This window comes from Saccharopolyspora erythraea (assembly GCF_018141105.1).
GTDB lineage: Bacteria > Actinomycetota > Actinomycetes > Mycobacteriales > Pseudonocardiaceae > Saccharopolyspora_D > Saccharopolyspora_D erythraea_A.
On record NZ_CP054839.1, the window covers coordinates 6,587,784 to 6,613,605 of the forward strand.

At 71.9% G+C, this 25,822-nt stretch carries 30 protein-coding genes and 1 pseudogene; 13 read left to right on the top strand and 18 right to left on the bottom strand.

The window, feature by feature from the left end; genetic code table 11:
- Positions 1-248: 248 nt before the first annotated feature.
- From HUO13_RS29405 to infC, 4 genes are all read right to left on the bottom strand, one after another.
- Positions 249-1,103: a TrmH family RNA methyltransferase gene (locus HUO13_RS29405; RefSeq protein ID WP_211903246.1), complete on the bottom strand. Its 855-nt coding sequence runs from the start codon at positions 1,101-1,103 to the stop codon at positions 249-251.
- On the bottom strand, positions 1,103-1,471 hold the full coding sequence (gene rplT / locus HUO13_RS29410) for a 50S ribosomal protein L20 (RefSeq protein ID WP_211898218.1): 369 nt from the start codon (positions 1,469-1,471) through the stop codon (positions 1,103-1,105). Before rplT ends, HUO13_RS29405 begins: the two co-directional genes overlap by 1 nt.
- 109 nt (positions 1,472-1,580) lie before the next feature.
- On the bottom strand, positions 1,581-1,775 hold the full coding sequence (gene rpmI / locus HUO13_RS29415; protein ID WP_009951172.1) for a 50S ribosomal protein L35: 195 nt from the start codon (positions 1,773-1,775) through the stop codon (positions 1,581-1,583).
- Positions 1,776-1,891: 116 nt separating this feature from the next.
- Positions 1,892-2,470 (bottom strand): translation initiation factor IF-3, encoded by a 579-nt coding sequence (gene infC / locus HUO13_RS29420; RefSeq protein ID WP_211898219.1) that lies wholly within the window; start codon positions 2,468-2,470, stop codon positions 1,892-1,894.
- Between the two features lie 252 nt (positions 2,471-2,722).
- Here infC and HUO13_RS29425 point away from each other — a divergent pair, with 252 nt between their 5' ends.
- Both HUO13_RS29425 and HUO13_RS29430 read left to right on the top strand, forming a co-directional pair.
- The gene (locus tag HUO13_RS29425; protein WP_211903247.1) at positions 2,723-3,052 is read left to right on the top strand and encodes a DUF1844 domain-containing protein; all 330 of its coding nucleotides are present in this window, start codon (positions 2,723-2,725) and stop codon (positions 3,050-3,052) included.
- A 179-nt stretch (positions 3,053-3,231) separates the two neighbouring features.
- Positions 3,232-3,870 (top strand): LysE family translocator, encoded by a 639-nt coding sequence (locus tag HUO13_RS29430; protein WP_211898220.1) that lies wholly within the window; start codon positions 3,232-3,234, stop codon positions 3,868-3,870.
- A gap of 27 nt (positions 3,871-3,897) precedes the next feature.
- Here HUO13_RS29430 and HUO13_RS29435 read toward each other — a convergent pair whose 3' ends face one another.
- Positions 3,898-4,188, bottom strand: a complete 291-nt coding sequence (locus tag HUO13_RS29435) for an ArsR/SmtB family transcription factor (protein WP_249125187.1) — start codon at positions 4,186-4,188, stop codon at positions 3,898-3,900.
- Positions 4,185-4,289: pseudogene (locus HUO13_RS37840) on the bottom strand (VOC family protein); the annotation flags it as partial. The pseudogene HUO13_RS37840 and the gene HUO13_RS29435, both read right to left, overlap by 4 nt.
- An 87-nt stretch (positions 4,290-4,376) precedes the next feature.
- Between HUO13_RS37840 and HUO13_RS29440 the strand changes: the two are divergent.
- Positions 4,377-4,625: a hypothetical protein gene (locus HUO13_RS29440; protein ID WP_349253343.1), complete on the top strand. Its 249-nt coding sequence runs from the start codon at positions 4,377-4,379 to the stop codon at positions 4,623-4,625.
- Positions 4,626-4,699: 74 nt separating this feature from the next.
- Here the strand turns inward: HUO13_RS29440 and HUO13_RS29445 are convergent, their stop codons facing one another.
- Entirely contained in the window at positions 4,700-5,560 is an 861-nt protein-coding gene (locus tag HUO13_RS29445) for an endonuclease/exonuclease/phosphatase family protein (protein WP_211898221.1), read from the bottom strand.
- An 11-nt stretch (positions 5,561-5,571) separates the two neighbouring features.
- Positions 5,572-7,509, bottom strand: coding sequence for a glycoside hydrolase (locus HUO13_RS29450; RefSeq protein ID WP_211898222.1), 1,938 nt, complete (start codon positions 7,507-7,509; stop codon positions 5,572-5,574).
- A gap of 76 nt (positions 7,510-7,585) precedes the next feature.
- On the opposite strand from HUO13_RS29450, the gene HUO13_RS29455 reads away from it, so the two are divergent.
- Positions 7,586-8,260, top strand: a complete 675-nt coding sequence (locus HUO13_RS29455; protein ID WP_211898223.1) for a response regulator transcription factor — start codon at positions 7,586-7,588, stop codon at positions 8,258-8,260.
- Positions 8,261-8,281: 21 nt separating this feature from the next.
- Here the strand turns inward: HUO13_RS29455 and HUO13_RS29460 are convergent, their stop codons facing one another.
- Positions 8,282-9,019, bottom strand: a complete 738-nt coding sequence (locus tag HUO13_RS29460; protein WP_211898224.1) for a MerR family transcriptional regulator — start codon at positions 9,017-9,019, stop codon at positions 8,282-8,284.
- 104 nt (positions 9,020-9,123) lie between these two features.
- On the opposite strand from HUO13_RS29460, the gene HUO13_RS29465 reads away from it, so the two are divergent.
- Both HUO13_RS29465 and HUO13_RS29470 read left to right on the top strand, forming a co-directional pair.
- Complete coding sequence (locus HUO13_RS29465; protein WP_211898225.1) at positions 9,124-9,873, top strand: hypothetical protein; 750 nt, start codon at positions 9,124-9,126, stop codon at positions 9,871-9,873.
- Positions 9,874-9,915: 42 nt separating this feature from the next.
- The gene (locus HUO13_RS29470; RefSeq protein ID WP_211898226.1) at positions 9,916-10,068 is read left to right on the top strand and encodes a hypothetical protein; all 153 of its coding nucleotides are present in this window, start codon (positions 9,916-9,918) and stop codon (positions 10,066-10,068) included.
- 153 nt (positions 10,069-10,221) lie between these two features.
- Here HUO13_RS29470 and HUO13_RS29475 read toward each other — a convergent pair whose 3' ends face one another.
- The 4 genes from HUO13_RS29475 to HUO13_RS29490 all read right to left on the bottom strand — a co-directional run bounded on the left by HUO13_RS29475 (position 10,222) and on the right by HUO13_RS29490 (position 14,425).
- Positions 10,222-11,448: a cytochrome P450 gene (locus HUO13_RS29475; RefSeq protein WP_211898227.1), complete on the bottom strand. Its 1,227-nt coding sequence runs from the start codon at positions 11,446-11,448 to the stop codon at positions 10,222-10,224.
- 97 nt (positions 11,449-11,545) lie between these two features.
- Entirely contained in the window at positions 11,546-12,457 is a 912-nt protein-coding gene (locus HUO13_RS29480) for an alpha/beta fold hydrolase (protein ID WP_211898228.1), read from the bottom strand.
- 310 nt (positions 12,458-12,767) lie between these two features.
- On the bottom strand, positions 12,768-13,397 hold the full coding sequence (gene dhaL / locus HUO13_RS29485; RefSeq protein ID WP_211898229.1) for a dihydroxyacetone kinase subunit DhaL: 630 nt from the start codon (positions 13,395-13,397) through the stop codon (positions 12,768-12,770).
- A 20-nt stretch (positions 13,398-13,417) separates the two neighbouring features.
- Positions 13,418-14,425, bottom strand: a complete 1,008-nt coding sequence (locus HUO13_RS29490; RefSeq protein WP_211898230.1) for a dihydroxyacetone kinase subunit DhaK — start codon at positions 14,423-14,425, stop codon at positions 13,418-13,420.
- Between the two features lie 183 nt (positions 14,426-14,608).
- Here HUO13_RS29490 and HUO13_RS29495 point away from each other — a divergent pair, with 183 nt between their 5' ends.
- The 3 genes from HUO13_RS29495 to HUO13_RS29505 all read left to right on the top strand — a co-directional run bounded on the left by HUO13_RS29495 (position 14,609) and on the right by HUO13_RS29505 (position 17,438).
- On the top strand, positions 14,609-15,358 hold the full coding sequence (locus HUO13_RS29495; protein WP_211898231.1) for an IclR family transcriptional regulator: 750 nt from the start codon (positions 14,609-14,611) through the stop codon (positions 15,356-15,358).
- Positions 15,359-15,593: 235 nt separating this feature from the next.
- Positions 15,594-16,952, top strand: coding sequence for a HAMP domain-containing sensor histidine kinase (locus HUO13_RS29500; protein ID WP_211898232.1), 1,359 nt, complete (start codon positions 15,594-15,596; stop codon positions 16,950-16,952).
- Between the two features lie 72 nt (positions 16,953-17,024).
- Complete coding sequence (locus HUO13_RS29505; RefSeq protein ID WP_249124166.1) at positions 17,025-17,438, top strand: hypothetical protein; 414 nt, start codon at positions 17,025-17,027, stop codon at positions 17,436-17,438.
- A gap of 88 nt (positions 17,439-17,526) precedes the next feature.
- Here the strand turns inward: HUO13_RS29505 and HUO13_RS37845 are convergent, their stop codons facing one another.
- From HUO13_RS37845 to HUO13_RS29525, 4 genes are all read right to left on the bottom strand, one after another.
- Complete coding sequence (locus HUO13_RS37845; RefSeq protein ID WP_249124167.1) at positions 17,527-17,667, bottom strand: hypothetical protein; 141 nt, start codon at positions 17,665-17,667, stop codon at positions 17,527-17,529.
- A 163-nt stretch (positions 17,668-17,830) separates the two neighbouring features.
- Positions 17,831-17,977, bottom strand: a complete 147-nt coding sequence (locus tag HUO13_RS37850) for a hypothetical protein (RefSeq protein WP_249124168.1) — start codon at positions 17,975-17,977, stop codon at positions 17,831-17,833.
- Between the two features lie 105 nt (positions 17,978-18,082).
- Positions 18,083-18,472: a RidA family protein gene (locus tag HUO13_RS29520; RefSeq protein WP_211898233.1), complete on the bottom strand. Its 390-nt coding sequence runs from the start codon at positions 18,470-18,472 to the stop codon at positions 18,083-18,085.
- Complete coding sequence (locus HUO13_RS29525; protein WP_211898234.1) at positions 18,472-19,242, bottom strand: IclR family transcriptional regulator; 771 nt, start codon at positions 19,240-19,242, stop codon at positions 18,472-18,474. The genes HUO13_RS29520 and HUO13_RS29525 overlap by 1 nt, the downstream gene beginning before the upstream one ends.
- 97 nt (positions 19,243-19,339) lie before the next feature.
- Between HUO13_RS29525 and HUO13_RS29530 the strand changes: the two genes are divergently transcribed.
- The 4 genes from HUO13_RS29530 to HUO13_RS29545 all read left to right on the top strand — a co-directional run bounded on the left by HUO13_RS29530 (position 19,340) and on the right by HUO13_RS29545 (position 25,055).
- The gene (locus tag HUO13_RS29530) at positions 19,340-20,641 is read left to right on the top strand and encodes an amino acid deaminase (RefSeq protein ID WP_211898235.1); all 1,302 of its coding nucleotides are present in this window, start codon (positions 19,340-19,342) and stop codon (positions 20,639-20,641) included.
- A 75-nt stretch (positions 20,642-20,716) separates the two neighbouring features.
- Positions 20,717-22,306: an N-acyl-D-amino-acid deacylase family protein gene (locus HUO13_RS29535; protein ID WP_211898236.1), complete on the top strand. Its 1,590-nt coding sequence runs from the start codon at positions 20,717-20,719 to the stop codon at positions 22,304-22,306.
- Between the two features lie 31 nt (positions 22,307-22,337).
- Positions 22,338-23,741: a GntP family permease gene (locus HUO13_RS29540; RefSeq protein ID WP_211898237.1), complete on the top strand. Its 1,404-nt coding sequence runs from the start codon at positions 22,338-22,340 to the stop codon at positions 23,739-23,741.
- 135 nt (positions 23,742-23,876) lie between these two features.
- The gene (locus tag HUO13_RS29545) at positions 23,877-25,055 is read left to right on the top strand and encodes a lactonase family protein (protein ID WP_249124169.1); all 1,179 of its coding nucleotides are present in this window, start codon (positions 23,877-23,879) and stop codon (positions 25,053-25,055) included.
- A 59-nt stretch (positions 25,056-25,114) separates the two neighbouring features.
- Here HUO13_RS29545 and HUO13_RS29550 read toward each other — a convergent pair whose 3' ends face one another.
- The gene (locus HUO13_RS29550; RefSeq protein WP_211898238.1) at positions 25,115-25,723 is read right to left on the bottom strand and encodes a hypothetical protein; all 609 of its coding nucleotides are present in this window, start codon (positions 25,721-25,723) and stop codon (positions 25,115-25,117) included.
- Between the last annotated feature and the right edge of the window lie 99 nt (positions 25,724-25,822).

The following is a 25,822-nucleotide window of genomic DNA, read 5'->3' on the forward strand; positions in this document are numbered from 1 at the left end:
TAGTGCGTGACTCCCGTGATCCGACAGGTCGCGTTCCCCGGGCAGCACCCCGGGCTCGCGAACGCGAACCTGCTCGTTGGCATGCGGACTCCTACCGCCGCTGGCCCCGCAAGTCTATGCGACCGTCCCAACGGGATTACGCGGAGATCCGCCCTCCGGCGGTACCGCCGCTGGTCGCGGGCGGTGCGGCGGGACCTCGGCAGGTGTGCCGCCGGGCGGTCCGGCAGGCGGGCGGCGGCGTCGGCCGATCAGCCCGCGCGGTGCTGGGCGCGGGCCGAGGCGTACAGGCAGACGGCGGCGGCGGTCGCCAGGTTCAGGCTCTCGGCGCGGCCGTAGAGGGGCACCCGCAGGGTGCCGTCGAGCTCGGCGGTGACGTGGCCGGGCAGGCCGTGGGCCTCGCTTCCGAACACCCACGCCGTCGGTGCGGCCAGCGCACCGCTGCGGTCCGCGGAGTCCAGGTCGTCGGTGGCGTAGCCGTCGGCGCCCACCAGCCGCAGGCCCGCCTCACGGCACGCGGCGAACACCGCGCTCACGTCGCGCTCGCGGGCCACCGGGAGGTGGAACAGGCTGCCGGTGGAGGCGCGGACCGCCTTGCCGTTGAAGGCGTCCACGGTGTCACCGGCGAACAGCACCGCGCCCGCTCCGGCCGCGTCGGCCACCCGCACGACGGTGCCCGCGTTGCCCGGGTCGGAGATCCCGACCAGCACCGCGACCAGCGCGGGACGCGCCGCGAGCGCGTCGGCGAGCGCGGTGGCGGGCACGTCGCAGACGGCCACGAGCCCCTGCGGGGTCACCGTCTCCGACAGCGAGGCTGCCGCGCGTTCGGTGACCAGGCGCACCGGGATCGAGGCCGCCCGTGCCCGGTCCAGCAGCTCGTCGTGGCGCGGGTCATCGGTGACGAACACCTCGCGGACCGCGGTGGCGCCCTCGGCGTGGGCCGCCAGCGCCTCGCGCACGGCCTGGGCGCCCTCGACGAGGAAGGCGCCCGCCTTCTCCCGGCCCGCGCGGCGGGTGAGCTTGCGAGCGACGACGACCCGGGAGGAACGCTCCGTCAGCGGAGCGTCCGTCCCGGGTCGTGAAGCCGAATGCGCGCCCTGGGCGATCAGGCCGCACCTTCCGGCAGGTTCTGCTTGGCGACGTCGACCAGCGCGGCGAAGGCCTGCGAGTCGTTGACGGCCAGCTCTGCCAGGATCTTGCGGTCGACCTCCACACCGGCGGCCTTGAGACCCTGCACGAAGCGGTTGTAGCTCATGCCGTTCTGCCGGGTCGCGGCGTTGATGCGGGTGATCCACAGCTTCCGGAAGTCGCCCTTGCGAGCCCTCCGGTCGCGGTAGGAGTAGGTCATCGAGTGGAGCATCTGCTCCTTGGCCTTGCGGTACAGGCGCGAGCGCTGACCACGGTAGCCCTTCGCCGACTCGAGAATCGTCCGGCGCTTCTTCTGGGCGTTCACTGCCCGCTTGACGCGTGCCACGGGGTCCGTCCTGTTGATCTCATCGGGGGCGGGGCGACCGCCCGGGCGTGGGACTGGGATTCACACGGCGGGCCCGGGAGCCCGCCGTGAGCGCGGATGGGGATCCGGCTCAGCGACCCAGCAGCTTGTTGATGCGCTTGACGTCGGCCTTGGCAACCGCTTCGGTGCCCTCGAGCCGGCGGGTGACGCGGCTGGACTTCTTCTCCAGGATGTGCCGACGACCGGCCTGCTCCCGGCGCAGCTTGCCGCTGCCCGTGACGCGGAACCGCTTGGCAGTGCCGCTGTGCGTCTTGTTCTTCGGCATCTTCGATCCTCAATTTCTTCGGGGGTTCGCATGGAAGCCGGGCAGGATCTGCTCGACCCTGCCCGGTCACATGCGCGTTCCGTCGAACACGGCGGGCTCGTGCGCCCCGCCGCGGCTTACGACGCGTTCGCCTTGGGCTTGGTCTTGTTGGTCTTGTGCGGCGCCAGGACCATGATCATGTTCCGGCCGTCCTGCTTCGGGTTGGCCTCGATGAAGCCCAGCTCGGAAACGTCGTCGGCCAGCCTTTGCAGCAACCGGAAGCCCAGCTCGGGACGCGACTGCTCACGACCGCGGAACATGATCGTCACCTTGACCTTGTGACCCTGGCCGAGGAAGCGGGACACGTGGCCCTTCTTCGTCTCGTAGTCGTGCGGGTCGATCTTCGGGCGGAGCTTCTGCTCCTTGATGACGGTCTGCTGCTGGTTGCGGCGCGATTCGCGAGCCTTCTGCGCACTCTCGTACTTGAACTTGCCGTAGTCCATGAGCTTGCAGACCGGCGGGCGCGCCTGCGGGGCGACCTCGACAAGGTCCAGATCCGCTTCCTGCGCCAGCCGGAGCGCGTCCTCGATGCGGACGATACCGACCTGTTCGCCGTTGGGTCCGACCAACCGGACCTCGGGCACGCGGATGCGGTCGTTGATGCGCGTCTCGGAGCTGATGGGGCCTCCTCGGTTCGATGGCTTGCACTGCTGCACCGCGGCGCGTGAAGCTCGCCCCTCGAACCGGTATGGCGATACCGTTCGTTCCGCCGAGGCGCGTGCGCCACCGGCGGGACCAAGACCCGGAAGCCTTCAAGAATGCGGCTACTCGGGTGGGAGCGGGGCTCCACTTTGCCGCCCCCGGCTGCGCGGGGGCTGGTCGCTCGTGCCAGGGTAGCAGGCGTGACCGAACGGCAGCCAACCCAGCCCTCCGCCGACGCCGGCGACGAGCAGTTCCACGACGCGGACATGCAGCTCAACGTCCGCGAGCTCGCCGATGTTCCCAGCGTCGAGGTCATCAGCCGCGCCGCCGTCATGCTGATGTCGGCCGCCGCCGAGAAGCTGGGCCTCAGCCACGACGACCCCGACGCCGCGCCGTCGCGGGACCTGGACGAGGCGCGCCGCCTGATCACCGCCCTGGCGGGCCTGGTGACCTCGGCCGTGGAGTACCTGGGGCCGCACGCGGGGCCGATCCGCGACGGGCTGCAGAGCCTGCAGCGCGCCTTCCGCGAGTCCTCCGCGGTGCCCGACGCCCCCGGCCAGGGACCGGGCGAGAAGTACACGGGCCCCGTGTACTGACCCGGCCCGTTGCACTGACCCGGACCGCTGTACTGACCGGCCCGGTTTGCTGACCGGCTTCGAGCACTGAACGGCTCGGAGCACTGGCGGGCTCGGCACCGGAGGCGGACCCGGCCGAACCCCGGCTAACGTCACCCCTGCGCGACCGCGGTGGTCATGCGCGACGGAGGTGCGCTGAAGTGGTTTCCCCGGACCGGATACTCGTTTTCGCCGCCACGGCCCTGCTCATCATCGCCGTGCCGGGGCCGAGCGTGCTGTTCGTGGTCGGACGCGCGCTGGCCCACGGCCGCCGGGTCGCGCTGACCAGCGTGCTCGGCAACGCGATCGGCACCTGCGTGCTCGTGGTGGCGATCGCCCTGGGCGTGGGGTCGGTCGTGGAGCGCTCGCTGGTCGCGTTCACCGCCCTGAAGCTCGCCGGGGCCGCCTACCTGGTCTTCCTCGGCGTCAAGGCGTGGCGGGCCGGCGGGGCGCCCACCGGAGCGATGCCCGAGCTGACCGCCACGCGCGGCGGCCTGCGCACGCTGTGGGAGGGCTTCGCGGTCGGCGTGGCCAACCCGAAGTCGCTCATCTTCCTGTCAGCGGTGCTGCCGCAGTTCGTCGACCACCCCAGCGGTCACGTTCCGGTCCAGATGCTCGCGCTGGGGCTGATCGCGATCACCATCGGGCTCGTGTCGGACAGCGCGTGGGGCCTGTCGGCCGCCACCGCCCGCGCGTGGTTCGCCGGCTCGCGGCGCCGCCTGGGCCTTGCCCAGCGGACCGGCGGCCTGGCCATGATCGGCCTGGGCATCGCGGTCGCGGTCACCGGCCGCCGGGAGTGACGAGCCGGGTCCGGCGAGCGGTCCGGGTCACGCGAGCACCGTCTCGACTGCGGCGGGGGCCAGCACCACGGACACCGCGCGCAGGGTCTCGGCGCGCACCCGGTAGTAGATCCACGTGCCGCGCCGCTCCCCCTCGATCACCCCGGCTTCGCGCAGCACCTTGAGGTGGTGCGAGATCGTGGGGCCGGAGAGGTCGAAGGCACCCGTCAGGTCGCACACGCACGCCTCGCCGCCGCCGTGCGAGGCGATCAGCGACAGCAGCCGCAGCCGCACCGGGTCGCCGATCGCCTTGAACACCCGGGCCAGTTCGGCCCGTATCCGGGCCGCCGCTTGGCCGGCGCGGCACCGAAGAGGTTCGAGTAGAAGGAGATCGAGCCCTCGAGGTCACCGACGCGGAGGGCTGGCTGGACGCGCGACATCACGACTCCTGTCTAGATGCATGTCGAAACAGCGAACCGCCGCTGAAGCTCGTGCTCATCTAGGGCGAGCCGGGCCAGGCCACCGCCGTGGACCACCTCAGGGTGGAGGTCGGCGACGGCGAGGCCGTCGGCGAGGCCACCCGGCGGCTGTCGGAGCTGTGGCTGTTCACGCAGGTCGAGAACGACACCACCTACTGCTACGCCCGCCAGGACAAGGTGTGGGTGTACGGGCCCGGCGGCGAACCGTGGGAGGTCTACGTGGTCAAGGCCGACTCCGAGACCGCGGGGCAGGCACCCGAGCTCCGGACGACCGGGAACCAGACCGCCTGCTGCTGATCTTCCCGGCGACCGACGATCGCACCGGGCCTGCTCCGCACGGCGTCGACAGCCGGCGGAGCAGGCCCTGGTCCTCACAGCGCGAAGTCGGCGGTGGCGGCGCGGTGGTCGGTGCCGCGGGTGCGGACGACCTCCGCGCCCACCTCCCGCACTCCCCGGTACAGCACGTGGTCGAGACGGGCGACCGGGAAGGCCGCGGGCCAGGTGAAGCCCAGGCCGCGCTGCGCGTGCTGGAGGCGCAGCCGCCCGAGCTGCGGGTCGGTGCCCGCGGTGTTGAGGTCGGCCAGGACGATGACGCGCTCGGCGTCGTCGGCCGCGACCGCCTCGGCCAGCTTCGCCAGGCCGAGGTCGCGCCGGCCGACCGAGTCCGGCCGCAGCGACGGCAGGTGCGCCACGTAGACGGCGACCGGACCGCTCGGCGTGGTGATGCTCGCCCGCATGGCGCGAGTCCAGCCCAGGCCGAGGTCGACGGGCTCGGCGCCGCGGATGGGGTAGCTGCTCCACAGGCCGACCGTGCCCATGGTGCGGTGGTGCGGGTGTCCGTCGGCAAGCACGTCGTCGAGTTCCCGCCGGCTGTCGCCCGCCATCTCCTGCACGCCGATCACGTCGGCCCCGGTGCTCGCCAGGTCGCGGGCCGTCGCGGCCGGGTCGGCGTTCTGCGCGTACAGGTTCTGCGTCACCACGCGCACGTCGCCTGCTTCCGCCGAGGCCGACGGCAGGAACGACGGACCGAACATCGCCGCCCACACCAGCGCGGGCACCAGGACCGCGACGACGGCGCGGGAGCGGGCGAGCAGCGCGCCCACCGCGACCAGCGGGACGCCGAGCCCGAGCCAGGGCACGACGCTGTCGAGCATCGTGCCCGCTGCCCCCGGGACGACCGCGTGCCCCGCCAGCAGCAGCGCGAGCCCCGCCGCGGCGGCGGCCACCGCCACGTCCCGGGCTCTCACAGCGGGCCCGGGCAGAGCCGGCGCGGGGCGGTGTCGCCCTTGACGACCGCGTCCACGCATCCGGCGGGCAGCCCGTCATGGGCCTGCTGCGAGAAGTTGGCCGTCACGGTCAGGGCACCGTCGCCGAAGGTGGTCCGCTGCACCAGGTGATCGGGGGTGAGCCGGCGGAACCCGGTCATCGGCTCGGTCGCGGCGGCCTGGTGCAGCGGAGCGAAGTAGCGCTGCAACGCGGCGATCTCGGCGCCGTGGGCGTCCAGCTCGGCCTCGTTGAGCACCAGGTTCAGCGGCGTGTTGTGCAGCATCGCCATCAGCACGCGGTCGGTTGCCTGCCGCGGCAGCTTCGACCACGGCAGCTCCCAGCGGTCGGTGCCGATGACCGAGTCGTGCAGCACGGTCTGGTAGAGCGGCACCCGGTACTGCGGCGCGAACATGGCCTTGGCCGCGTCGGCGGGCAGTTCCACCGGTTTGAAGAACGCCTGCGGTGCGCCTTCGGGTGCGTAGCCGCCCCAGAACTCCTTGTCCTTCTCCAGTTCCCACAGGTGGTCGCTGACCGGGGTCGACGACCCGTGGTTGTAGGACACCACCGGCGCCGACCACGCGCCCGCGCTCTCCGAACCCAGGACGAGATCCCCGGCCAGCCGTCCCATCCGGTCGAGCCGGTTGCGCCGGTCGCGCTCCTTGTTCATCGGGTGCGCGGGACTGTGGTCGGTGTGCAGCTCACCCGCCCCGTCGACGTCGAGGAAGTAGCTGTTGGCGCCGTTGGCGGTCATCTCCCGGGTCCGGTCGGCCATCAGCCGCGGGTTGCGGGCGAACGCCTCCGAGCTGAGGTAGCAGCCGCGGTCGCGGAAGCCGGGCAGGACCTCGCCGTCGGCCTTGCGCACGCAGGCGTCCTGCCACACCGGGGCGGGCCAGCGCGAGGACGGGTTGTCGGCCTGCGCAGGGTCCTGGGCGTTGGCCCACGAGTCGTAGGGACCGACGAGGTATCCGGCGTCCTTGGCGGCCTTGGTCGCCTCGGGGCTCATCGGCCGGTCGTCGGCGTCGTAGCCCAGCCACATCCGGTCGACGCCCAGTTCGCGCAGGCGCCGGACGCCCTCCGGTGTGCGCGCCTGACCCCACGTGTAGGCGTGGAAGGCCCCGACCAGCTTGCCGACCTGGGGGTTCTCGGCGATCTTGCGCCGCAGGGTCTCGCGTCCGCCGTGCTCGTCGAGCCACCGCCGGTAGTCGCGGGCGGGTGCGACGGGCGAGCCGTCGGTGAGCGCGAAGGTGACCGTGTGGTCGAGGGTGCCCTCGCGCGCCGAGAAGCCGTGGACGGCCTCGGCGTGCAGGCGTCCCCGCTGCGAGACGAACCGCAGCGAGGTTCCGATGTCGTTCTCGGCGATGTAGCTGACGCCTCGGCCCGCACCGGAGTGGCCCCAGAACGGCATGGTGAGCCCGCCCGCCATCTCCGCCTCGGACCCGGCGAGCCTGGCTTCCCCGGAGTTCCACCACGGGTCGGCAACGGGCACCGACAGCCCCTCGCCGCGGGGGAACTGCATCTCGGAGACGCCCGGATCGGTGCCGGTGACCGGCCAGGTCATCTCGCTGTCGCGGCCGGCGTGCACCGCGATCGACAGGCGTCCGGCCTGTTCGGAGGCGGTGACGGTCATCCCCGGGTAGCGCCAGCTCGCCCTGCCGTCCTCCACCCGCACCGGTCCGGCGGGGCCGAGCGGTTCGGCGGCCGGGGCCGAGAGCTGCCACCCGCGGCCGTCGGCCGTCCTGGCCTCGACCTCCAGCGTCGCCGGGTCCACCACGGCCCGGCCACCCGCGAGCGGCACCACGACCCGGTCGCCGTCGAGCTCGATCTCGGGCGCGGCTGCCTGCGACGTCGCGCCGAGTCCGCCCGTCATCACGCACAGCGCGCCGACCAGGCACGCCGCGGTTCGTTGTCTGCGCATGGACATCACGTTGCTGGGCGCTGATGAGAGTCCGATGAGAACGGGCGCGCCGAACCGCCGGTAGCATCCGCGGACTGTGCGGGTGCTGGTGGTCGAGGACGAGCCGGGCGTGCGCGACGCCGTGGTCCGCGGGCTCGAGAGCGAGGGCTACGAGATCCGGGCGGCCGGGGACGGTGCGAGGGCGCTGACCGAGATCACCGCGTGGCGGCCCGGGGCGATCGTGCTCGACCTGCTGATGCCGTTCATGGACGGGCTGACGATGTGCCGCCGCTTGCGCGCCTACGGCGACCGCACGCCGATCCTGGTGCTCACCGCGCGCGACGCGGTGGCCGACCGGATCGACGGGCTCGACGCGGGCGCGGACGACTACCTGGTCAAGCCCTTCGACCTGGACGAGCTGCTCGCGCGGGTGCGGGCGCTGCTGCGGCGCAGCTACCCCGGCGACGACACCGTGCTGCGCTGCGCGGACCTGACCGTGGACACCGGGGCGCACCGGGTGCGGCGCGGTCAGCGGACGGTGGAGCTCAGCCGGACCGAGTACGCGCTGCTGGAGGTGCTGCTGCGCAACGCCGGTCAGGCGATGCCGCGCGGGTTGCTCGTCGAGCGGGTGTGGGGCCAGGACTTCGGGCCGTCGTCGAACTCGCTGGAGGTCTACGTCCGCTACCTGCGGCGCAAGCTGGAGGCCGCCGGGGAACCGAGGCTCGTGCACACCGTGCGCGGCGTCGGGTACCGGCTGGACGAGTCACTTTGACGGGTGCGCGGGGGCCGGAGGTCAGCTGTCGGACACGGCGGTCCGGCGCCGCCTGCCGCGGTCGGCGAGCACGTCGAGGATCCGTCGCCACGCCGGTGACGCCTCGGCGACCCGGGAGAAGGCCAGTTCCATGTTCCCCGGTCGGCTGCTGTCGCGTTCGTGCTCGAGCTCCCATCTGTCCAGCTCTTCGATGAGCTGGTCCACGCGGGGATCGTCCGGGTCCCAGTCGACCGACTGATCGCAGAGGAGGTACAGGCGGACCGTCTCGGGGTCGTCGAAGCTGGCGGTCTTGTCCCGTATTCCCTGCTCCATGGCGTCCGGGTCCAGTGCCTGCATCAGGATCCAGGTGTCGCGCTCGAGCAGTACGGTCCGTTCGCTGACCCCGAGGCTGCGCATCCGGTCGAGGTTGGCGACGACTTCGGGGGGCAGGACAAGCCTTTCGCCGCTGTCCAGTTCGGCGATGCGGTGGCGGTGCTGGGTGAGCTGGTCGATCTTGCGCTGCAGTTCGGCGTCGATGTCGGTGATGGCCGCGGCGAACTCGGCCTGCTGTGCGTGCAGCAGCGCGTCGATGCGGGCCAGCGGCACCCCGGCGTCGGCGAGGGTCCTGATCCGGATGAGATCCACCGCGGCTTGCGCGCTGTAGCGGCGGTAACCGGAGGCATCGCGCTCCGGCTCGGGCAACAGCCCGACCTGGTGGTAGTGGCGAACGGTGCGCACGGTCACGCCGGCGGTCGCCGCGAGCTGGCTGATCGTGAGCACCGTTCTCCTCCGGTTTTCGCCGAAACCCAAGCACACGCCGTTGCACTGTCCATGCTTCTTATACACCCGATGACCTCACTCGTTGCGCCGTAGAGTCGTTCGGTATGGGCGCGGAGGAACGCGATGAGGAGACGGTGACGCTGTGGCGGCCGACCCGGCAGAACGAACTCGATCTGGTCGCCTCGTCTGGGTGGCACGCCTGGCCACCGTGGCGGCCGGAGCAGCCGGTCTTCTATTCAGTACTCGACCGCTGGTACGCCACGAAGATCACCCGCGAGTCGAACGTCCCGCGCGAGGGGGTTGGCTACGTCACCCGTTTCGATGTCCGCAAGTCCTTCCTCGACCGATGCACGGTGCAACACGTGGGCGGGTGTGACGTCCGGGGATACGGGATTCCGGCGGAGGATTCGGAGGATCTCAACTCGAACATAGTCGGCGCGATCACCGAGGAGGCCGATTACCGAGGATCTGTCGCCGACGAGGAGTTCGCTGCGGCCGCCGGGGCACTCGGCTCTCCGCTCCCTGCGGCCTGGTGTGACTACCTGCGCGGACGATCATGGTTCCGCCGTGGCTGGCTCTCGTCTGATTGTTACGTATGGCTGTACACGCCCCGCGAAACGGTGGAGATGGATGCCGTCCTCCGGGACACCGGGGCGGATGAGGCGTTCCCCCGGGCCGTCGTCCTTGGTGGCGACGGTTCCCGTGAGCTCCTCACGGTCGACCTACGGCACGACCCGGCTCCGGTGATGCTTGTCGACCTCACCACGAGCGGCTGGCAGGACGCACGGCCCCAAGCCGACGACATCGCTCGGTTCATCGAGCGGATCGAGTCCGGCACCTTCGCCTACGCCTGAAGGTTGTCCCGCAATCACGAGTCCGGGGCGATAGTGGATCACGTGCTGGCGCAGGTGATCGGGGTTGACCAGCCGGGGTGGATACCGACGTTCACGGGGCTGTCGGTGCGGCAGTTCGGCAGGCTGGTGGGCATCGTGCGACGTCCCGGCGCCGAGCAGACCGGCGCGTGGACCTCATGCGCAACCTCACCATGACCCACTGAACACCCGCCCCGACGAAGCCCGCGCATTCCCATGCCCTGCACCAGCACTTGATCACCACGGGACACCTTCTAGGCGCGAGCCACCCGGTCGACGACGTCGCGACCGGCGCTGAAGGCTCGTTCCCCACGGGTTCGGCCGACGGTTCTACCGGGCCGTTTCCGTCCAGGTGACCGGCAGTTCGTGGACGCCGTAGATGTTCATGTCGGTCCTGAGCTTCACCTCGCCTGCCGGGATGGCGAGCTCGAGGACCGGGAAGCGACGCAGCAGTCCGCCGAAACCGGCGCGCATCTCGATGCGGGCCAGTTGCTGGCCGAGACATTGGTGGATGCCGTGTCCGAAGGACAGGTGACCGCGGGCCTTGCGGTGGATGTCCAGGCTGTCGGGGTTCTCGAAGCGCTGGGGGTCGCGGTTGGCCGCCAGCAGCGAGACGACGACGGTCGATCCCCTGCCGATCGTTTCACCGCCGAGCTCGATGTCATCCGTGGCATAGCGGTAGAAGACGTCGGCGACGGACAGGTAGCGCAGGAGTTCCTCGACGGCATCGGGCAGCAGGTCCGGGTCGGCGCGCAGTTCGGCCAGCTGCTCGGGGTGCTCCAGGAGCGCGAAGGTGCCCAGTGCCAGCATGTTGGCGGTGGTCTCGTGGCCGGCGAGCAGCAGCAGGAAGGCGGCGCCGGTCAGCTCCTCGATGGTGAGGTCGTCGTGGCGGGCCAGGTCGGACAGCACGTCGTCGCCGGGTTCGGCGCGCTTGCGCGTGACCAGTTCGGCCAGGTACGTGGTCATCGCTCCCCACGCGGCCATCTTCTCGTCGAGGGACTGGTCCCTGACCATGAACTTGGCGGAGTTGGCCTGGAAGTCGTCCCGGTCCGCGTAGGGGACACCGAGCAGCTCGCAGATCACCAGCGAGGGCACCGGCAGCGCGAACTCCTTGACCAGGTCGACCGGCGGGGTCAGGCGCGCCAGCTCGTCCAGTTGCAGCTCGGTGATGTCGACGATCTGCTCTTCGAGCATCTTCATGCGTTTGACGGTGAAGGCGCCGGTGAGCTTGCGCCGCAGCCGGGTGTGCTCCGGCGGGTCCATGGCGATGAACAGGCCCGGCACCTGCGGGGACGGTTCGGTGGGGGCGGGCATGCCGGGGGTCTCGTACGGCACGTGCTGGATGCCGATGTCCTGGCGGGAGCTGAACCGGGTGTCGGCCATGAGCCGGCGGACCGCGTCATAGCCTGTGACGAGCCAGCCCTCGTGACCGTCGGGGAAGATCATGGGACTGACGGGGTGAGCATCGCGCAGCCGGGTGATCTGGCTGGGCGGGTCGAAGGGGCCCGCGTCGCGCTCCATGGGGAGGCCGTGCGGGATGGGGACCGTTCGGGTCATCGGAATTCCTTTCGTGGCGGTGGTTGCGGCGACGATCGCCGGTGGAGCAGGTATGCGACACGCGGCACTGAAACCGAATTGCCGCAGACGTGCTCGGTTAGGCGCGCGCCCGGCCGACGACGTCGCGGATCGCCTGGACCACGGCGTCGGAACGCTCGAAGCAGAGCTGGCTGTGACCGGTGTCGGAGAGGATCCGCTGCTCCCCGTGCGAGACCGCGCTCACCAGGGCCGCGTCCAGTCTTTTCTTGCCGTCGTGCATCGCCTGCAACGTCTGCTCCGGCATCAGCGCCTGCTGGCCGGGGTCGATGCCCAACGGGGTCAGCGCGATCACCGGGACGTCGGGAACGTCCGGTCCGGCCCGAAGTTCGGTGGCGAGTTCGGCCAGCGTGCCGCGCTCGGCGACGCCGACGTGGATCCACCTGTCGCTCACGTGGTAGTCGATCAGCGGTTCCCGCACGTGGTCCGGGAAGTCCCCGAGCAACTCGGCGCACATCTCGCGCATGGCAGGGAGCCCCTGCCGGAGCTGCTCCGGAGACGGCGCCATCCGCTCGCTCGCGGCCAGGCTCGCCTCGGGAGGCAGGAAGTCGTCCCAGTCGCGGTGGAAGGCGTCCAGCCAGACCAGCCCGGCCACCTCCCGCGGGTACAGCTGCGCGAACCGATGCGCGTAGGCGCCGCCGAGGGAGTGCGCCACCAGAACGTACGGGGCGGCGATGTCCTGGGCGTGCAGCAGCTCGTGCAGTTCCGCGGCGACCGCGGCGGCGGGGCGCGGCAGCGGGAGGGGGTCGCTGTAGCCGGTGCCGCCGCGGTCGTACACGACGGCGGTGGTGAACCGTGAAACCCCTTGCTGGACACCGAAATAGTCCAGACCGACCGCGCTCGCGCCCGGCAGGAACACCACGGCCGGTCCGCCGCTGCCCGACCGATGCACGAAAAGGCGGCGGCCGTCGACTTCCTGGAACCCGCCGACCGCAGGAGCGGGCGGAGCCGCGGAAGTGATGTTCTTCGTCATGCGCCAAGGCTCCAACCCTGACGCAGCGTCAGGGTCAAGCTTTTCCGCGCGGAGTGCTCGCGCTGGGGCCACTTCGGCTCAGAGCGGCGAGGAATACGTGGCCGCGTCCGCACAACGCACCCGGTCGGCGCGGCCCGGCGGGGACGGACGGGGGGAAGCGTCCCCGCCGGGCAGGCGGGCCGGGGCCGTCAGGCGGGCCCGGCCGGTCAGGGGGACCGGCTCGCCAGGCGGGCCCGCGGCATAAGGCCGTCCGGCCAGTCAGAGGGACCGGCTCGCGAGGTGGGCCCGCCGCGGCAAGCCGACCGGCCGGTCAGGCGGGCGCCGTGACCGACACCGCCGCGTCGAAGAACCACGCGACGGTGAGCGCGCCGGGGTCGACGACGCCCCGCGCGTGCTCGCCGACGTAGCTGGCGCGACCGCGCCGGGCCAGCAGCTGCTCGGTGGACTCGGCTCCCTCGTGCGCGGCGGTGGCGGCCGAGCGCAGCGCGCCGGGCAGGTCGGTGCCTTCCCCGACCGCGGCGCTCAGCGCCTCGGCGGCGGGCACCATCGCGTCGACCATCGTCTTGTGCCCGACCTCGGCCTTGCCGAGCCGCTGCACGACGGCGGCTGCGTTGGCCGCGCCGGTGGCGACGGCCTCCGCGGTGGTCGCGGCCGCGAACGCCTTGGCGAACTCCCGGAACCACATGCCGAACAGCGGTCCGCTGGTGCCGCCGGTGTTGAGGAATCCGTTGGCCACCGCGGTGAACACCGCCTCCGGGCTGTCGGTGGGCCCGGCCTCCAGGTTCGCCGATGCCCGCCGCAGCGCGGAGCGGAGGTTGGTGCCGTAGTCGCCGTCGCCCGCGCGGCGGTCGAGGTCGGTCAGGTCGGCGAAGCGGTCGTCGATGTCGGCGGTGAACCGGTCGATCCAGGACCGGGCGTCCTCTGCGGTGAGGGATTGCATGTCGGGTCTCCGTTCGTCGTTCACCAGGTCAGGGCGGGGGTCCGGACCGGCGCGTCCCACAGGTCCACGAAGTCGTCCTCGGCGCGCAGCAGGGTCACCGAGAAGCCGCGCATGTCCAGGGCCGTCACGTAGGGGCCGACCAGCGACCGGGCCACGCCGACGCCGAGGCCGCCGAGGAAGGCGGTCAGCTCGCGGTGCGCCACCGACAGTTCGAGGGCGTGGGTGGAGCCGAGGCCGTTGACGATGGCGATCACCCGGTCGCCGTCGCCGAGGCCGAGCTCGGCGGTGATCGGCCGGGTGAGCTCGGCGACCAGGTCGCGGGCGGGGCCGAACGGGCGGCGGCCGACACCGTGCTCGCCGTGGATGCCGACGCCGAACTCCACCTCGTCGGCGGGAAGTTCGAAGGAGGGCTGCGACTGGCCGGGGTGGGTGCACGCCTGCAACGCCAGCGCCATCGTGCGGGCGGAGTCGACGACCCGCTTGCCGAGCAGGGCCAGGTCCGACAGCGACGCACCGCGTTCGGCCGCCGCACCGCAGATCTTCTCCACCGCGACCACCGCGGCCGTGCCGCGCCGCCCGGGTCCGCCCTCGTCGGCGCTGGAGGTGGCCAGGTCGTCGTCGACCAGGACGGTCTCGACCTCGATGCCGTCCTCGCGGGCCAGTTCGGCGGCGATGGAGAAGTTCAGCACGTCGCCGGTGTAGTTCTTGACGACCAGCAGCACGCCCCGGCCGCGGTCGGCGGCGCCGATCGCCGCACGGATCTGGAAGGCGGTCGGGCTGGCGAACACCGCGCCCGGCACCGCCGCGTCGAGCATGCCCCTGCCGACGAAACCGGTGTGCAGCGGCTCGTGGCCGGATCCGCCGCCGGAGACCAGGGCGACCTTCGGGCTCGCGGCGTCGTCGTCGGCGCGGACGACGTAGGCGGGGTCCGGGTTGGCGCGCAGCAGGTCCGGGTGCGCCTGTTGCAGGCCCTGCAACGCCTCGGCCACGAAGTCATCCGGGTCGTTGATCAACTGCCGCACTGACATCCAGCGCCCTCCTCCGGGAGCGTCGCGCCGGTCCGGCCCCGAACCGGCGTCGTTGCCGTATCGTCGAATTCGATTCGACGATGTCGAAAGCGTTTCGCACCATACGGCGCCGTTTCACTGCTGTAAAGTGCGGTGTCCATTCCCCCGCCGGGCCGGACACGGGGGACGGCCGGAGAGGACGCGATGATCCAGTCCGTCGATCGGGCGATCCGCGTTCTCGGCGTCCTGCAGGGAGCGCGGCTGCTGAGCCTGTCGGAGGTCGCCGCCCGGCTGGAGCTGCCGCCGTCGACCGTGCACGGCATCATCAAGACGCTGCTCGCGCACGGGATGGTCGTGCAGGACCGGGCGACCGCCCGCTACCGGCTGGGGCCGGCGGTGCTCAAGCTCGGCAACGTCTACCTCGACACGCTGGAGCTGCGTTCGCACACGCTGTCCTGGTCGGCGGAGCTGGCGCGCCGCACCGGCTTCGCGGTGCGCACCGGGGTCGCGCTGCCGGACGAGGTGATGATCATCCACCACGAGCCGCGGCCGGACGGGTCCCGCCAGATGCCCGAGGTCGGCATCGTGATCCCGATCCACGCCAGCGCGCTCGGCAAGGTCATCCTCGCCTACTCCCCCGCGCTGGCCGACGGGCTGGGCAGCGGCGAGCTGCGCAGCATGACCGGCGACACCGTCACCGACGCGAACGCGCTGCGCGAGCAGCTCACCGCGGTGCGCTCCAACGCGCTGGCGACCGAGCAGGAGGAGGCGGTGCTGGGCGAATGCGGGCTCGCCGCGCCGATCTTCGACTCGACGGGCGCGGTCGCGGGCGCGATCGGCGTGGTCGTGCCGATGCTGGAATGGCCCGCGGAAGGCGCGGTCGCGACGGCGGTGCGCGAGGCTGCCCGCAACATCTCCCGGGAACTCGGCGCACCACGCTGGCCCGCCGCCTGATGACCTGGATCGCCGACACCCCGGCCGTACCTGGGGCCCTCCTCGCGGCGCGGTGCCGACGCCACTTCTGACACCTGCCCAGACGGACCGGTGTCCCCGCGGCTGGCACCAACGGAAGACGCTCCTCCCCGCCGCGCGGCGCCGGGAGGGACCGGCCTCCCTATGGTTGCTCCATGCCGTCCCGAGCGATCCCGTGGTCCGTCCGGCCGAGCGCGTGCGCCGTGGAGGGCGCGCGGTGAGGGGGTCGCTGCGGGCGCGCATCGCCGTCGCCGCCGCCCTGGCGGTCGCGGTCGCGGTGTCGGCGATGGCCGTCGCCGGTTACGCGATCGTCGCCCACGAGCTCGACCGCTCGCTCAACCTCGGCCTCCAGCGCGAGGTGACGCGGCTGGTGCGCCAGGAGCAGGCGCGGCCGGACTCGTGGAGCCCATCGGGGCCGTGTGTCTTCCTCGCCGCCCCGGCGTGCGTGCAGCGGGTCGGCACCGACGGGCGGGGCGAGGGCGACTACGCGCTGCCGGTCGACGACGGCGCGCGGGCGGTGGCGGCCGGGGCCCGGTCCGCCTACTACCGCGACGTGACGCTGGAGGGGTATCCGGTCCGCGTGCTGACCGCGCCGCTCGCGCCCGGCACCGCGGTGCAGGTGGCCGTGCGCTCCGACCGCAACGCCGAGAGCCTGAACCGGATCGGCGTGGCCTTCCTGCTCGCCGGGCTCGCCGGGGCCGGACTCGCGGCCGGCGCCGGTTTCGTCGTCGCGCGCACCGGGTTGGCGCCGGTCGCGGCGCTGACCGCGACCGCGGAGCGGGTCGCCCGCACCCGCGACCCGGACGAGCGCATCGAGGTCACCGGCACCGACGAGCTGGCCCGGCTGGCGACCAGCTTCAACACGATGCTCGTCGAGCTGCGGCACGCGCTGGACACCGCGCAGCGGTCGCTGTCCGCGCAACGCCGCCTGGTCGCCGACGCCTCGCACGAGCTGCGCACCCCGCTGACCGGGCTGCGCACCAACATCGACCTGCTCGCCCGCGCCGAACGCCTCACCCCGCGGCAGCGCTTCGACACCGTGGAGGCGTTGCGGGTGCAGGGAACCGAGCTCACCGGGCTGGTCAACGACCTGATCGACCTGGCGCGCGGCGACGATCCCGAGGCACCGGCGGAGGCGGCCGAGGACGTCGCGCTCGACCGGCTCGTCGCCGACTGCGTGCGGCGCGCGCAGCGGCACTGGCCGCGGATCACCTTCGAGTCCCGGCTCGACGCGGCGATCATCGAGGGTGCTCCCGCCAGGCTGGCCCGCGCGGTCACCAACCTGCTCGACAACGCCTCCAAGTTCAGCCCGCCGGGAGGTGTCGTGGAGGTCGTGCTGCGAGATCGGGAGCTGACGATCCGCGACCACGGCCCGGGAATCCCGGCCGAGGACGCCGAGCACGTCTTCGACCGCTTCTACCGCGCCGCCTCGGCGCGCGGGCTCCCTGGCTCCGGCCTGGGGCTGGCGATCGTCCGGCAGGTGGCCGATGCGCACGGGGCGACGGTCACCGCCGAGGCGCCCGAGGGCGGCGGAACCGCCATGCGAGTGCGATTTCCCGCCGAACCAGGGACGTGATGGCCACCTCGCACCACTCGGGGGTCGGCCGCGTGCACAATACGTTCTGTCGATCAAGCGCGAAAGGACGTCATGGGACGCAACGTGCGGTTATCGCTGAGCATCCTGCTGGCGGCGGGACTCACTTCCGGATGTGCCTCGTTGCTCCCGGACGCACCGGACGCCGAGGCCGAGTACGCCAACCTCGCCGAGGTCGCCCGGGCCGGCGACGCCACCCGGAGCCTGGTGCCGGCGTGGATCCCGCCGCAGGCCGAGAACATCGTGGTGAAGCACGACGCGCACGAGCGCATCATGCGGTTCCGGCTGGCGGGCGGGATGCTTCCGGCCGACGTGTGCAAGCCGGTCGCGGCACCGCAACCGCCCGCGCTGGACGCGACGTGGTGGTTCGACGACCTGCCGCAGGGCAAGGCGCTGCTCTGCGGCGCGGACTCGGTCGCCGTAGCCGAGCAGGGCAACGTCTTCGTCTGGACCGTGACGGCCCCCTAGCTCGGCGCACCGCGTCGGGCCACCGCTCGACGAAGCCGGGCCGAGGGGCGGATTGCGCTCCCTCGGGCCGGTTCGCGGGTGGAGTCGATCAGGGTGTGGCGGTCACCGCACGGGAGCGATCGGTGGCGAGGTGCAGCGCGAGTCCGCCCAGAACGGTGCCCATGACGTAGCGCTGGATGCGCGGCCACGACGGACGGGCGCCGAGGAAACTCGCGATTGATCCTGCCAAGAGAACGATCAGTCGGTTGACTGCGAACGCGATCGCGATCTGTACCGACCCGAGTACGAGACTCCGGGCGGCCACGGACCCGCGCCCAGGCTCCACGAACTGCGGGAGAAGCGAGTCGCCTTTGCGGAGGTAACCAACACCAGCAGCGCCTGCTCACCCGCGTTCAGGCGCCGTCACCGAGTGTCGCGTTCACGACGCTCACGCGCAACGCTTCGGCTGGCAGGTTCACCGCCCGGCTGGACACCGACAGCCGCTTCGTGGCGATCAGGAAGAACGGGGCGATGACGGCCACGGACAGCAGCATCGGCATGGTGACGCCCAGCAGGATCGGTGGGAGATCGAGGCTTTCCGATGCGCAGCGCGAACTCCGCGAGGTGGCCGCGCCCGCCCCGAAAGCAGCGGGCGCGGCGACGGGTCAGTCCCCGACGACGGCGAGGGCGTCGATCTCCACCAGCAGCCCCTCGGGCAGGCCGACGTAGACCGTGGTGCGGGCCGGGAAGGGCTCGCCGACCACGCGCGCGTAGGTCTCGTTCATCTCCGCGAACTGCGAGACGTCGGTCAGGTAGACGCGCAGCATGAGCACGTCCTCCAGCGAGGCGCCGCCGGCCTCCAGGACCGCGATGACGTTGCGCAGGCACTGCTCGGTCTGCTCCGGCACACCGCCATCGACCAGTTTCCCGGTCTCCGGGCTCACCGCGGTCTGCCCCGAGACCTGCAGGATGCCGCCCTTGCGCACGCCCTGCGAGAGCGGGATGTGCGCGGGCGGGGTGGGAGCGTTGTTCGTGGTGACCACGGTCCTGGCCATCAGACTTCCTTCCGTTGCGTGGTGATCTCGCGCGGGCACCCCAGCTCGGCGGAAACCCGGCCGGCGGTGCTCAGCAGGTCGTCGACGAGCCCGAGCAGCCCGTCGAAGTCCAGCAGTACGTCCGGCACCGACAGGGACACGGCCGCGACGACCTCGTCGCCGTCGTCCCGGACCGGGGCCCCGATGCAGTGGATGAAGTCCTCGTGCTCGTTGCGGTCCACCGCGTAGCCCTGCTCGCGAACGCGGTCGAGCTCGGCCAGGTACCGCTCGGCCGAGGTGATCGTGTTCGCCGTCATCGGCGGGTAGGCCAGCCTGCCCGCGATGGCCTCGCGCTGCGCCTGCGGCCGCCCGGCCACCAGCACCTTGCCGACCGCCGTGCAGTGCAGCGGCGCCCGCTTGCCGATGCGCGAGTACATCCGGACCGCGTGGTGGCTGTCCACCTTGTCGATGTAGACGACCTCGTCGCCTTCCAGGGTGGCCAGGTGCACGGTGTGGCCGGTGAGCTCGCTCAGCTCGACCAGGTGCGCACGTGCGACCACCCGCACGTCGAGGTCCTCCAGCGCGCGGTGGGCCAGGTCGAACAGCGTGCTGCCCAGCCGGTAGTGGTGCACTCCGTCGCGGCGGACGAAGCCCGCCGACTCCAGCGTCCGGAGCAACCGCAGCACCGTCGACTTGTGCACGCCGAGCCGCTCGGCGAGCTGGTCCAGCGTCTGCGGACCGGCCGCCAGCGCTGTCAGGACGCTGAGACCGCGTTCGAGGCTCTGGCTCATCCATCTCTCCATCGTTGACGTGCTGCGCCGCGAATGTTACACACCCCGGAAGCATTCTATGCAACCCGCGTTGCATCACACGCAATAGGAGGCGTCAGTGTCGGTATCGGGCATCGACGGAGCCGCGGTGCGCGCACTGCGCGACGAACGCATCGACTGGCGTTTCAAGGGGATGCCGTCCGAGGCGTTCGGCAGCACCGTCGGCGAGTTCCTCGCGCGACGGCCGCGGATCTCCAGTTCCGGCTTCGTCGGCCCGCTGCTCGTTCTCGACGACGACGCCATGGAGCACAACCTGCGCACCATGGCGCGGTGGTGCGCCGAGCACGGCCTGCGGCTGGCTCCGCACGGCAAGACGACGATGGCACCGCGGCTGTTCGAGCGCCAGCTCGAGCACGGCGCGTGGGGCATCACCGCGGCCAACGTCAGCCAGCTGCGCGTCTACCGCGCGTTCGGCGTGCGGCGCGTCCTGCTGGCCAACGAGCTGGTCGACCCGCACGGGCTGGCCTGGCTGGCCGGCGAGCTGGCCGACGACCCGGACTTCTCCGTCGCGTGCTGGGTCGACTCGGTGCGGGGCGTGGAGCTGATGACCGAGGCGCTGGGCGCACCGCGGCGGCCGCTGGACGTGCTGGTCGAGCTGGGCGACCCGGGCGGGCGCACCGGCGTGCGGACCCTCGCCGAGGCGGTGGAGGTCGCCGACGCGGTGGCGGCCAGCCCCGCGCTGCGGCTGGTGGGCGTCGCCGGGTACGAGGCGACGGCGGCGCACGACCTCACCGACCACGATCTGTCCATCGTGGACACACACATGACGCGGCTGCGCGAGGTCGTGTCCGAGCTCGCCGGGCGGGGCCGGTTCGAGCACCTGGAGGAGGTCGTCGTCACCGCGGGCGGCAGTGCCTACTTCGACCAGGTCGCCGAGGCGCTGGCGGCGCCGTGGCCGGTGCCGGCGGTTCCGGTGCTGCGCAGCGGAGGGTACGTGACCCACGACGACGGCCTGTACCGCAAGATGTCGCCGTTCGGGCGGCAGCACCGGCTGGCGGGCGACGAGCCGCCCTTCCGCCCGGCGATGCGGATCTGGAGCCAGGTCGTCTCCCGGCCCGAGGCGGGGCTGGCGCTGCTGACGATGGGGCGCCGGGACGTGTCCTTCGACCAGCACCTGCCGGAACCGCAGGTGGTCCGGGGCGAGGACGGGTCGGTGCGCGACCTCGCTCCGGGCTCGTGCCGGGTGACGTCGCTGGCCGACCAGCACGCCTTCCTCGCCCTGGAGCCGGGAACCGAGGTGCGGGTCGGTGACTGGCTGGGGTTCGGGCTCTCCCACCCGTGCACGGTCTTCGACAAGTGGCCGCTGATCCCGGTCGTCGACGGCGACGAGGTCGTCGACCTGGTCCGCACCTTCTTCTAGGCCGGCTCCTGCCGGAGAACTTGTCGACGGCCTCGCGCGCTGACGGCGCGAGGAGGACTCAAAGGAGAGGCCACTATGGACATCGTCGTGCGTGGCGCGCACGTCGTCGACGGTGACGGCGGACCGCGGCGGCGGGCCGACGTCGGGGTGCGGGACGGGCGGATCGCCGCGATCGCCGATCCCGGCGGCCTGAGCGGCGGCCGCACGATCGAGGCCGACGGGCTGGTGCTGGCGCCCGGTTTCATCGACATGCACTCCCATTCCGACCTGCAGATCCTGGCCGAGCCCGAGCACCTGGCCAAGGTCTCGCAGGGCGTGACGCTGGAGGTGCTGGGCCAGGACGGGCTTTCCTACGCCCCGGTCGACGACGACGCGCTGGCCAACCTGCGCACCCAGATCGCGGGCTGGAACGACGACCCCGCCGGGTTCGACTGGAACTGGCGCAGCGTCGCCGAATACCTCGACCGGCTCGACCATGGAATCGCGGTCAACGCGGCCTACCTCGTCCCGCAGGGCACGCTGCGGATGCTGTGCGTCGGCTACGACGACCGCCCCGCCACCGACGCCGAGATGGACCGGATGCGCGAGCTGCTGGCGCGGTCGCTGGACGAGGGCGCGTTCGGCATGTCGTCGGGGCTGACCTACACGCCCGGGATGTACGCCGACACCGCGGAGCTGGCCGCGCTGTGCGCGGTCGTCGGCGCCCGGGGCGGCTACTACAGCCCGCACCACCGCAGCTACGGCGCCGGCGCGCTGGAGGCGTACCGGGAGATGATCGAGGTCTGCCGGGGTTCGGGCTGCCCACTGCACCTGGCGCACGCGACGATGAACTTCGGCGTCAACAAGGGCCGCGCAGGCGAGTTTCTGTCCATGCTGGACGAAGCGCTCGACGACGGCTGCGACATCACCCTCGACACCTACCCCTACCTGCCCGGGTCGACGTCGCTGCACGCGCTGCTGCCGAGCTGGGCGACCGCGGGTGGCGTCGAGGCGACGCTGGAACGGTTGCGCGATCCCGCGCAGCGCGAACGCATCCGCCACGTCATGGAGGCCGAGGGTTCCGACGGCTGCCACGGGGTGCCGGTCGAGTGGGAGACCATCGAGATCAACGGTGTGCGCTTCCCCGAACGCAACGGCCACCTGGTCGGCCACTCCGTCGCCGAATCCGCCCGCGGGGCGGGGAAACCCGCCGCGGAGCTGTACTTCGACGTGCTGCTGTCCGAACAGCTCGGCAGCTCCTGCCTCATGCACGTCGGCCACGAGGAGAACGTCCAGGCGATCATGCGCCACCGCGTGCACACCGCGGGCAGCGACGGGCTGCTCGTCGGTGCCCGCCCGCACCCCCGGGCGTGGGGCACCTTCCCCCGCTACCTCGGGCACTACGTGCGCGAGCTCGGCGTCCTGACTCTGGAGGAGTGCGTCGCGCACATGACCTCGCGGCCCGCCGACCGGCTGGGGCTGACCGACCGCGGGCGCGTGCGCGAGGGTTTCGCCGCCGACCTGGTCCTGTTCGACCCCGAGGCGGTGGCCGACACCGCGACCTTCGACGAACCCCGGCAGCAGGCGGCCGGAATCCCCTACGTCGTGGTCAACGGCGTGCTGGCCGTCGACGACGGCCGCCGCACCGACGCGCTGCCCGGCCGCGCCCTGCGCAAGCCCGCCTGATCCCCCGCCTCCCTCCCCCGAGGAGTCCGTTGTGGACGCTTTCCTGAACTGGCTGCAACACGACACGGCCGGTCTGCTCACGCTGTGCGCCGTGGGCATCTTCGTCCTTCTTCTGATGATCATCCGGTTGCGCATCGAGCCGTTCATCGCGCTGATCATCACCGGCCTGCTCATCGCGCTGGCCGCCGGACTGCCCGTGGACGAGATCGTCGGGTCCGCCCAGTCCAGCAGCGACTCGTTGCTGGAAGGCGGTTTCGGCAGCATCCTCGGCCACATCACCGCCATCGTCGGCCTCGGCACCATCCTGGGCTCGCTGCTGGAGGCCTCCGGCGGCGCGCAACTGCTCACCAGGAAGCTGCTGACGGCCTTCGGGGAAAAGCGCGCCCCGCTGGCGATGGGTCTGGCGGGGCTGGTCTTCGGCATCCCGGTGTTCTTCGACATCGGCATCTTCGTGCTGGCCCCGCTGGTCTACGTCGCCGCGCGCCAGGGCGGCCGGTCGATCCTGCTGTACTGCCTGCCGCTGGTGGGCGCGCTGTCGATGACGCACGCGTTCCTGCCGCCGCACCCCGGTCCGGTTGTGGCCGCCGGGCTGCTCGGCGTGGACCTGGGCTGGCTGATCCTGATGGGCTTCGCCTGCGGCATCCCGGCGTTCGTGGTCAGCAGCCTGATCTTCCCCGCCTGGATCGGCAAGCGGATCCACCTGCCGGTTCCCGAGGAGATGCTGGCGGCGTCCGAGACCGTCGACGGTGAGGACCGCCGCGAGCCGAGCCTGGGCGTGGTCGCGTTCATCATCGGACTGCCGTTGGTGCTGATCCTCGGCGCGACCTTCGGCAGCATCACGCTGCCCGAGGGCAGCACGCTGCTCAACGTGCTCACGTTCATCGGCAACCCCACCGTCGCGCTGACCATCGCGGTGCTGTTCGCGTTCTGGCTGCTGGGCATCCGCCGGGGCATGACCGGCGCGGAGCTCTCGACGCTGACCGGGACGGCGCTCAAGCCGCTGGGCATGATCCTGCTGGTGGTCGGTGCGGGCGGCTTCTTCGGCAAGGTGCTGTCGGCGACTGGTGTCGGCGACGCGCTCGCCGGGTCGTTGCAGGCCGGCGGGCTGCCGATCCTGGTGTCGGGATACGTCATCAGCAGCGGTCTGCGCATCGCCCAGGGCTCGGCCACGGTGGCGATCGTGACCACCGGGGGCATCCTGGCGCCGCTGGTGTCCGGCGCGGGCTACTCGCAGGCGCAGCTCGCCCTGGTGGCGGTGGCCATCGCGGCGGGCTCGATCATCGCCTCGCACGTCAACGACGGCGGGTTCTGGATCATCTCGCGCTATTTCGGCATTCCGGTCAAGGAGATGCTCAAGACCTGGACGGTGCTGGAGACGCTGCTGTCGCTCACCGGCTTCGGCATGGCCGCGCTGCTCAGCGTCCTGGTGGCGTGACCGGCGATGTGCCTCGCGGCGAGTTTTGGAAACTGCGGCTTTTTGGTCTAGTCCAATCGTGGTCGAGTGGGCCACACTGATCGCCACTGCCGCACGAGCGACACCGGCGGCACGACCGACAGGGAGGAGAAGACCTTGCGCGACAAAGTGGTGCAGCGCCGCTGGTTCCTCGCCGGGCTCGGCGCCGCCGGAGCGGCGGCCGCCGCCGGACCGGCGTTGCTGTCGACGAAGGCGACGCCGCCTGCGGAGGCCGCATCGACCTCGCCGCACGCCCCGCACCCCGCTGCGCACCCGGCGATGCTGATGGCGCTCATCGGCAGCTACACGTCGTCGACGCCCGCCGGGCGCGGTCTGGACGTCGCCCACCGCGCCGACTCCGGCGCGCTGGAACCCGGCGCCACCGTGGACGGGGTCCCGGACGCCTCATGGCTGGCGTGGTCGCCGGACCACCAGTACCTCTACGTCACCAACGAGACGGCCCAGGGCACCGTGACCGCCGTCGACCTCACCTCGCACACGCCGAAGGTGATCAACAGCCAGAGCAGCGGGGGTGCCGGGCCGACGCACGTCGCCGTGCACCCCGAGGGCGACTTCCTGTTCACCGCCAACTACACCGACGGTTCGGTCGCGGTGCACCGCCGCAACCCGGACGGGAGCATCGGCGAGTCCACCGACCTGGTCAACCACGCCGGCGCGCAGCCGCACGCCCACCAGGTCGTGATCGACCCCAGCAGGCGGTGGGTCGTGGCGGTGGACCTCGGCGCGGACTCGGTCTTCGTCTACGGGTTCGACCGCTCCACCGGCAAGCTCACCCAGAACCAGCAGCTCGTGCTGCCCGCCGGAACCGGACCCCGGCACCTGGTGTTCCACCCCAGCGCGAAGCACGCCTACCTGCTGGCCGAGCTGAACTCGACGATCACCGTGCTCGCCTTCGACGTCGAGAGCGGGAAATTCACCGCCGGCCAGGTACTCAGCAGCCGGGAACCCGGTGCGGGAGGCGAGAACTTCCCTTCCGAGATCGCGATTTCCCGCGACACGAAGTTCGTCTATGCGGCCAACCGCGGTGACAACGACATCGCCACCTTCGCGGTCGAGGAGAAGGGCGCGAAGCTCTCCTTCGCCGCGACCGCGCCCACCGGCGGCGACTGGCCCCGCCACTTCTCCCTGGATCCGGAGCAGACCTCGGTCTACGTGGCCAACCAGCGCTCCGGCACGATCACCCGGCTCACCCGCGACGCCGGGACGGGACTGCTCGCCCCCGCACCGGAGGTGCTGGAGGTGCCGTCGGTCGCGGTGATCACCTTCCACGGCTGACACCCCCGGGCCGGGACGGCCCGCACCCGTCCCGGCCCCGGCTGGCCGGCCCGAAGACGTCAGCTGCGCGTTCCGCGTGTTTGACGCCGGCGACGCAAGATCCACCCGCCGAAGCCCGGCGCCGGCGGCTTGCGTTCGTCGAGGAACACGAGGTCCGGCCGGCGAGCCCGGGCCTGGACGACGATCTCCTCGGCGGTCGCGGTCAGCCACAGCAGATGGACGGCGGCCTGGGACGGATCGCCGAACGTCAGGTAGTCCCACGGCACGAGCGTGGGACTCGGCCCGGTGTCCGCGGCATCGACATCGGCGCTCTCCTCCGTGAACGCCCGAACACGGCCGACGTCCTTCCACGGCACCAGGCGCGGCGCGGTCCACCAGAGCTCCGACTCATAGACCCACACGCCCTCGCCGTCCATCGCCAGCACGCGTCGGCGCAGCGCGGCGTTGCCCGGGCGGATCCCGGCGAGCACCGCGACGGAAAAAGGCAGGCCCAACACCAACACGCCCACGAGCAGGGCCGCGAACGCCGTGGCCACACCGTCGACGGAACCGAGAAGGGCGCCGACCCACCACGGAACGGTAAGCACGACGATTCCCGACGAGACCACGCCCGCGATCAGCAGTGCACCGCTGAGCAGGCCACCGATCCGCAGCCGGGCACGGACCACGAAGGTCCCGCCACGGGCCGGACGACGCGGGTGCGGCGTCCGATTCCTGTGCTGCTCCACGGGTTCGAGCCTCCGCGCTATCGCCGGGCCCGGACCTGG